Annotated in this window: 5 protein-coding genes and 1 pseudogene; 1 reads left to right on the top strand and 5 read right to left on the bottom strand. The window is 75.4% G+C overall.

The features are described 5' to 3' along the window. Nucleotides 1-217: zf-HC2 domain-containing protein (locus CWIS_RS16270; RefSeq protein WP_048344380.1), on the bottom strand; the 217-nt coding region annotated here is incomplete at its 3' end. Beyond that, the gene (gene sigE, locus CWIS_RS16265) at nt 214-846 is read right to left on the bottom strand and encodes an RNA polymerase sigma factor SigE (RefSeq protein ID WP_141368947.1); all 633 of its coding nucleotides are present in this window, start codon (nt 844-846) and stop codon (nt 214-216) included. The genes CWIS_RS16270 and sigE, both read right to left, overlap by 4 nt. A 382-nt stretch (nt 847-1228) precedes the next feature. On the opposite strand from sigE, the gene CWIS_RS16260 reads away from it, so the two are divergent. Beyond that, nucleotides 1229-1876 (top strand): O-methyltransferase, encoded by a 648-nt coding sequence (locus CWIS_RS16260; protein WP_048344390.1) that lies wholly within the window; start codon nt 1229-1231, stop codon nt 1874-1876. A gap of 79 nt (nt 1877-1955) precedes the next feature. Here CWIS_RS16260 and CWIS_RS16255 read toward each other — a convergent pair whose 3' ends face one another. The 3 genes and pseudogenes from CWIS_RS16255 to CWIS_RS17845 all read right to left on the bottom strand — a co-directional run. Next, the gene (locus CWIS_RS16255; RefSeq protein ID WP_231583955.1) at nt 1956-3518 is read right to left on the bottom strand and encodes a M17 family metallopeptidase; all 1563 of its coding nucleotides are present in this window, start codon (nt 3516-3518) and stop codon (nt 1956-1958) included. Nucleotides 3519-3564: 46 nt separating this feature from the next. Beyond that, nucleotides 3565-3732 (bottom strand): DUF3117 domain-containing protein, encoded by a 168-nt coding sequence (locus CWIS_RS18175; RefSeq protein ID WP_013884554.1) that lies wholly within the window; start codon nt 3730-3732, stop codon nt 3565-3567. Nucleotides 3733-3878: 146 nt separating this feature from the next. Continuing rightward, nucleotides 3879-4358, bottom strand: a pseudogene (locus CWIS_RS17845) (hypothetical protein); the annotation flags it as partial.

The raw sequence follows: 4358 nt of genomic DNA, 5'->3' as shown, positions 1-4358 counted from the left end.
CGGGTGCGAGCGACATCAGTCGCGCCGTGAGGTCGGGGGCCTGGGGCACGTCGTCGCACGCGGCGGCCGCGAGCGCGCGGCGGGCCAGGCGGGCGGCGGCGAGCTCGTCGGCGCACTGCGCGCACGCGGCGACGTGCACGAGCACGCGGTCGGTCGCGACCGGTGACAGCCTGCCGTCGACCAGCTCGCTCAGCTGCGACCCGAGGTGGTGCGTCATGACGCCGCCTCCGCGGACGCGAACGACGGCTCGTCGGGGGACGTCGCCCCGGCGCCGTCGCCCGCGGGCTCGTCGGCGACGCGCGTGCGGTGCACGGGAGCGCGGTGCTCGAGCGACTCACGCAGCCGGGCCCGGGCGCGGTGGATGCGGGAACGCACCGTGCCGATCTTCACGCCGAGCGTGACCGCGATCTCCTCGTACGAGAGCCCTTCGATGTCGCACAGGACCACCGCGGCGCGGTACTCGGGCGGAAGCGCGTCGAGCGCGTGCTGCACGTCGTGGTCGAGGTTGCCGTGCTCGAACGCGCGCTCGGGGGCAGCGAGCCCGTCGGTGCTCTCGTAGCGCTCGTCGTCGTCGCCCATCGCGTCCATGCGGATGCGCTGACGGCGGCGCGCCTGGTCGAGGAACAGGTTCGTCGTGATGCGGTGGAGCCAGCCCTCGAAGGTGCCGGGCGTGTACGTGTGCAGCGACCGGAACACGCGCACGAAGGTCTCCTGCGTGAGGTCCTCGGCGTCGTGCTGGTTGCCGGTCAGCCGGTACGCGAGGCGGTAGACGCGCGCCGAGTGCTCGCGCACGATCTCCTCCCACGTCGGGGGCTGCCACCCCGCGGGTGCCTCGCTGCTGCGCACGCGCTCCCTCTTCGCTCGTCGGCCACGTCCGTCGCCTGGCACGGTCCCGGTTCCGGGACGTCCGACGCGGCGCGTCCGTCGTCGAGCCACGGACGCCTCGCGCCATTGTCCCAGGGCCACGACCTCGCCCGCGACCGCGGACCGCCGTGCGGGATCGACCGGACTGCTCGATCGACCGCACTGCTCGGTCCACGATGCCAGGCACAACGCGCTGCGTGCGCCGTTCGTTCCGCCGACCTGTGACGATCGTGTGCACGTGCGCCTCGGGCGGCCCGTACGCGCGCCCGTCGGGCGGGACGAGGCTGCGGGACTACGCTGGGGCGAGCCCGTGACCGCGGGCGTCCGTCCGCGCACGACGCGCGCCGCCGCCCCGGAGGCCATCATCTCCGCCGACAAGGCCAGCAGCTGGGTCTACGCCGAGGAGTTCCTCGCCGAGGACGACGCGGTGCTCGCCGCGCGTGAGCGTGCCGCGCAGCTCGGCGCCGGCGCGGTCCCCCCGGGCACCGGTGCCGCCCTGTCCGTCCTCGCGGCGGCGTCGAGCGCACGCGCAGTCGTCGAGATCGGGACCGGCACGGGCGTCGCGTCGCTGTACCTGCTGCGCGGCATGCCCGCCGACGGCGTGCTGACGACGATCGACGCCGAGGTCGAGCACCACCGCGCCGCGAAGGAGGCGTTCGCCGAGGCCGGGATCCGCTCCACGCGGACGCGCACGATCTCGGGCCGCCCGCTCGACGTCCTGCCGCGGCTCACGGATGCCGCCTACGACCTGGTCCTGCTCGGCCTGACGAGCACCGGCGGGGTCTTGGACGCGGCCCCCGAGTACCTCGCGCAGGCGATCCGCCTGCTACGCCCGAACGGCGTGCTCGTCGTCGACCACGCGCTCTGGCACGACCGCGTCGCCGACCCGGCGCGCCGGGACGAGGCGACGACCGCGGTCCGCGAGCTCGGCCGCTCGGTGCGCGGCGACGACCGGCTCCTGCCGGCGCTCCTGCCCGTCGGCGACGGCCTCCTGGTCGCGGTGCGACGCTGACCGATGCCCGGCCCGGGCACGGGCCGGACCAGCGACGGGCCGGCCTTGCTCGGCCGATCAGCTGACCGGCCGAGCAGGCTCAGCTGAGCTCGGTCAGGTAGCGCAGCAGCAGGCGTGCGCCGTACCCCGTCGCGCCCTCGGTGACCTCGTGCTTGTCGGCCGTGGCCCGCGCCGGACCCGCGATGTCGAGGTGCGCCCACGCGCGGTCTCCCACGAACCGGCGCAGGAACAGCGCCGCGGTGACGGACCCGGCACCGATGTGCGTGTCCTGCGGGACGTGCCGCAGGTCGGCGACCGAGCTGTGCACGGCCTCGTCGTACTCGGGCACGAGCGGCATGCGCCACGCGAGCTCGCCCGAGTCCGTACCCGCCCGCTCGAGCGCCGCGACGAGCGCCTCGTCGGTGCCGTACAGCGCGCTGTACTGCTTGCCGAGCCCGACGGTCGCGGCACCCGTGAGGGTCGCGACGTCGACCAGCACGTCGGGGTCGAGCGTCGCGTCGGCCCACGCGAGCGCATCGGCGAGCACGAGCCGACCCTCGGCGTCGGTGTTGGCGATCTCGACCGTCGTGCCGCCGTACATCGACAGGACGTCGCCCGGCCGGTACGACGCACCGCCGAAGTGGTTCTCGGCCAGCGGCAGCACCGCGGTGACCTTGTGCAGGACCCCGGCGTGCGCCGCGCCGAGCACGGTGGCGAGTGCCACGGCGGCACCGGTCATGTCCGTCTTCATCGGGACCATGGCCTCGCGCGGCTTGATCGACAGGCCGCCCGTGTCGTAGGTGATGCCCTTGCCGACGATGACGACGTGCCGCCCGGAGCCCGACCGGCCGCCGTACGTCGGCGGCGTCCAGGTCACGGTCACGAGCCGCGGCGGGGAGGCCGAGCCTGCACCGACCGCGAGGATGCCGCCGAAGCCGTCGGCCTCGAGCTCACGCGGGCCGCGCACGGTCACCGCGAAGCCCGGTCCCGTGGCGAGGCGGCGCGCCTGGTCGGCGATCCACTCGGGGTTCTTGGTGCTCGCGGGGGTCGAGGCGAGATCCCGCACGAGCCAGGTCGCGGTCGCCGCGGTGCGCGCGGCGTCCACCGCGGCGCCCACGCGCGTGCCGTCGCGCCCGAGCAGCACCAGGTCCGCCGCGGGCTTGGCGGGGGGCTTGCGCGCGGCGCTCGGCGGCACGTAGGCGGCGAGCAGGTAGCCCTCGACGAGGGCGCGCGCGGCACGAGCGGCCTGCGAGGCGCTGTGGCCCGCGTCGTCGCCGATCGTCGTGACCACGCGACGCAGTCCGCGCGAGGCACGCGCGAGCGCCGCACCGGCCCGGCGCAGGTCGGTGTCCGTGCTCGCGCCGATGCCGACGAGCACGATGCGGGGGGGAAGGCCCGCCCACGGCAGGCTCACGCCCGAGCCCGCAGGGCGCGGGAGCTGCACGACGAACGACTCGCCCGCCGCGCCGGTCAGGCCGGCCCGCTCCGCGAGCTCGGCGAGGTCGATGCCGTACCGTGCCGCCGTCGAGGCGGCGCCGCGCCGCGGCTGCGGACCCTCGTCCTCGTCGCCCGCGACCGCGGGCGCGACGGGCACGGCGACGGCGTCGACGTCCGACTCCCCCAGCAGGGGGCTGTCGGCGACGACGCCGCCGATGAGTGTCACGGCCGGAGGGGTCCGGCCGATCGTCGGGGGACGACCGCCGGGCACGTCAGCCTGCGACGGAGGTCAGTGCCTCGCCGAGCTCAGCCGCCTCGGTCGCGTTCAGCTCGACCACGAGCCGTCCACCGCCCTCGAGCGGGACACGCATCACGATGCCGCGCCCTTCCTTCGTCACCTCGAGCGGTCCGTCTCCGGTCCTCGGCTTCATCGCGGCCATGCGTGGCCTCTCCTTCGCCTCGTGCGTCCCGACCGGGTGGCGCCGTGGTGCGGTCAGCCGCAGCGCCTTCGCGCCGCTCGTGCCGCTCCACCTGCGCACCCGTGGTGCCGGATGTCCGTGGACCATCCTAGTTCACAGGTCGGACGTCACGGCGGCCACCCGCTCGTCAGGCGCCAGAACCGCCACACCCAGATCACCTGGAGGGCGAGCATGAGCACGACGACCGCGACGAACCACGCGCGCCGGGCGACCGGCGGCCGGCGCACCACGCTCGCGGTGATCGCACCCATCGGGAACGCGAGCACCAGGAACCGCGCGAGGCTGCTGCCGGGTTCGATCGCGGCCGCCAGGTAGAGCACGTACGCCGCGGGCCACGCGTGCAGCTCGGGACCGAGCCGCCACGCGGCGGGCACGACGAGGAGCGCGACGACGAACGCGACCGCCGCCGCCAGCACCCACAGCCCGTCGTCACCGAACCAGTACTGCAGCACGTAGTCCCAGCCGCCGAACGGCGTGACCTCCCGCACCCCGCGCCACGCCTCCTGCGTGCGCAGGTACGCCTGCGGCACACCCGTGACCCACCCGCAGATCGCGGGCCACAGGAAGCCCGAGACGACCGCGACGAC

The sequence above is a fragment of the Cellulomonas sp. A375-1 genome, assembly GCF_001040865.1.
Lineage (GTDB): Bacteria > Actinomycetota > Actinomycetes > Actinomycetales > Cellulomonadaceae > Cellulomonas > Cellulomonas gelida.
The sequence above is the reverse complement of the archived record's forward strand: the minus strand, read 5'-3'. Positions and strand labels throughout refer to the sequence as shown.

What these genes read in the sequence shown, in the direction of transcription:
- CWIS_RS18175 (WP_013884554.1), bottom strand. Translation starts at nt 3,732, where the DNA reads ATGGCCGCGATGAAGCCGAGGACCGGAGACGGACCGCTCGAGGTGACG.